This is a genomic window from Saccharomonospora piscinae (genome assembly GCF_005862235.1).
GTDB classification, from domain to species: Bacteria; Actinomycetota; Actinomycetes; order Mycobacteriales; family Pseudonocardiaceae; genus Saccharomonospora; species Saccharomonospora piscinae.
The window spans coordinates 1-2,480 of the sequence record NZ_VCEK01000010.1 but is presented as its reverse complement, the minus strand read 5'-3'; the positions used below and the strand labels follow the sequence as shown (position 1 = coordinate 2,480).

The window sequence follows — 2,480 nt, the reverse complement described above, 5'->3', positions numbered from 1 at the left end:
TGGCTTGCAGGCACACGGTTTCAGGTACTCTTTCACTCCCCTCCCGGGGTACTTTTCATCTTTCCCTCACGGTACTCGTCCGCTATCGGTCACTAGGAAGTATTTAGGCTTACCGGGTGGTCCCGGCGGATTCACAGCGAATTCCACGAGCTCGCTGCTACTCGGGAACACCACACCAACACTGACATGCAGTTTTCGCGTACGGGACTCTCACCCACTCCGGCCACGCATCCCAACGTGTTCCGCTAACCACACACAGCATCACCGAGGGTGTCAGCCCCCGGACAGTGGCTCCCACAACCCCGCACACACAACACCTGACAGCTTGACATGTGCACGGTTTAGCCTCATCCGCTTTCGCTCGCCACTACTCACGGAATCACGGTTGTTTTCTCTTCCTGCGGGTACTGAGATGTTTCACTTCCCCGCGTTCCCTCCACACCGGCTATACATTCACCAGCGGGTGACACCCCATCACGGGTGCCGGGTTTCCCCATTCGGACATCCTCGGATCACAGCTCGGTTGACAGCTCCCCGAGGCTTAACGCAGCCTCCCACGTCCTTCATCGGCTCCTAGTGCCAAGACATCCACCATGTGCCCTACACAACTTGACCACAAAGATGCTCGCACCCACTCTGCAATTCTCAAACACCACACCCAGAAACAACACACGCCACGCGTGTTGCCTCAGGACCCAACAGTGCACCAGCAATCATCACACAACCGGGCAAGCCGGCCGGACCAGCATCAGCCCACACCCCAACGGCATGGAACCCGACACCAGTCTCCAGTGGTGGTTCACAATAGCTCCAACGAGCACGAAGCTCCTTAGAAAGGAGGTGATCCAGCCGCACCTTCCGGTACGGCTACCTTGTTACGACTTCGTCCCAATCGCCAGTCCCACCTTCGACCACTCCCCCCAGCACAAGGCTGGTTGGGCCATGGGCTTCGGGTGTTACCGACTTTCATGACGTGACGGGCGGTGTGTACAAGGCCCGGGAACGTATTCACCGCAGCAATGCTGATCTGCGATTACTAGCGACTCCGACTTCACGCAGTCGAGTTGCAGACTGCGATCCGAACTGAGACCAGCTTTAAGGGATTCGCTCCACCTCACGGTATCGCTACCCTCTGTACCGGCCATTGTAGCATGTGTGAAGCCCTGGACATAAGGGGCATGATGACTTGACGTCATCCCCACCTTCCTCCGAGTTGACCCCGGCAGTCTCCCACGAGTCCCCGGCATTACCCGCTGGCAACATGGGACAAGGGTTGCGCTCGTTGCGGGACTTAACCCAACATCTCACGACACGAGCTGACGACAGCCATGCACCACCTGTACACCAACCACAAGGGAAACCCCATCTCTGGGGCTGTCTGGCGCATGTCAAGCCCAGGTAAGGTTCTTCGCGTTGCATCGAATTAATCCACATGCTCCGCCGCTTGTGCGGGCCCCCGTCAATTCCTTTGAGTTTTAGCCTTGCGGCCGTACTCCCCAGGCGGGGCGCTTAATGCGTTAGCTACGGCACGGGACACGTGAACAGCGCCCCACACCTAGCGCCCAACGTTTACGGCGTGGACTACCAGGGTATCTAATCCTGTTCGCTCCCCACGCTTTCGCTCCTCAGCGTCAGTATCGGCCCAGAGACCCGCCTTCGCCACCGGTGTTCCTCCTGATATCTGCGCATTCCACCGCTACACCAGGAATTCCAGTCTCCCCTACCGAACTCAAGTGATGCCCGTATCCACCGCACGCCCACGGTTAAGCCGCAGGTTTTCACGGCAGACGTGACACACCGCCTACGAGCTCTTTACGCCCAATAATTCCGGACAACGCTTGCACCCTACGTATTACCGCGGCTGCTGGCACGTAGTTGGCCGGTGCTTCTTCTCCCGGTACCGTCACTCTCGCTTCGTCCCGGGCGAAAGGGGTTTACAACCCGAAGGCCGTCATCCCCCACGCGGCGTCGCTGCATCAGGCTTGCGCCCATTGTGCAATATTCCCCACTGCTGCCTCCCGTAGGAGTCTGGGCCGTGTCTCAGTCCCAGTGTGGCCGGTCACCCTCTCAGGCCGGCTACCCGTCGTCGCCTTGGTAGGCCATCACCCCACCAACAAGCTGATAGGCCGCGGGCTCAACCTGTACCGCCGGAACTTTCCACACACCCCCATGCAGGAGTGCGTCCTATCCGGTATTAGACCCAGTTTCCCGGGCTTATCCCAGAGTACAGGGCAGATTACCCACGTGTTACTCACCCGTTCGCCACTCATCCACCCAGCAAGCTGAGCTTCAGCGTTCGACTTGCATGTGTTAAGCACGCCGCCAGCGTTCGTCCTGAGCCAGGATCAAACTCTCCAACAATGAATGAGATCAATCCGACGACTCAATAGTCATCTCAAAGGAACCCACAAAGGGTTCAAAACAATCATCACCACTAGATGACAATCACTAGCACACTGTTGAGTTCTCAAACAACACAC

2 rRNA genes (1 of these 2 running past the window's edge) are annotated in these 2,480 nt (G+C 57.9%); both read right to left on the bottom strand.

Annotation, left to right across the window (positions count from 1 at the left end):
- Positions 1-615, bottom strand: a 23S ribosomal RNA gene (locus tag FFT09_RS22795); it reaches 2,619 nt to the left of the window's first position.
- A 218-nt stretch (positions 616-833) separates the two neighbouring features.
- Positions 834-2,361: ribosomal RNA gene (locus FFT09_RS22790) — 16S ribosomal RNA — on the bottom strand.
- The 16S and 23S rRNA genes sit together here, the layout of an rRNA operon.
- Positions 2,362-2,480 lie beyond the last annotated feature (119 nt).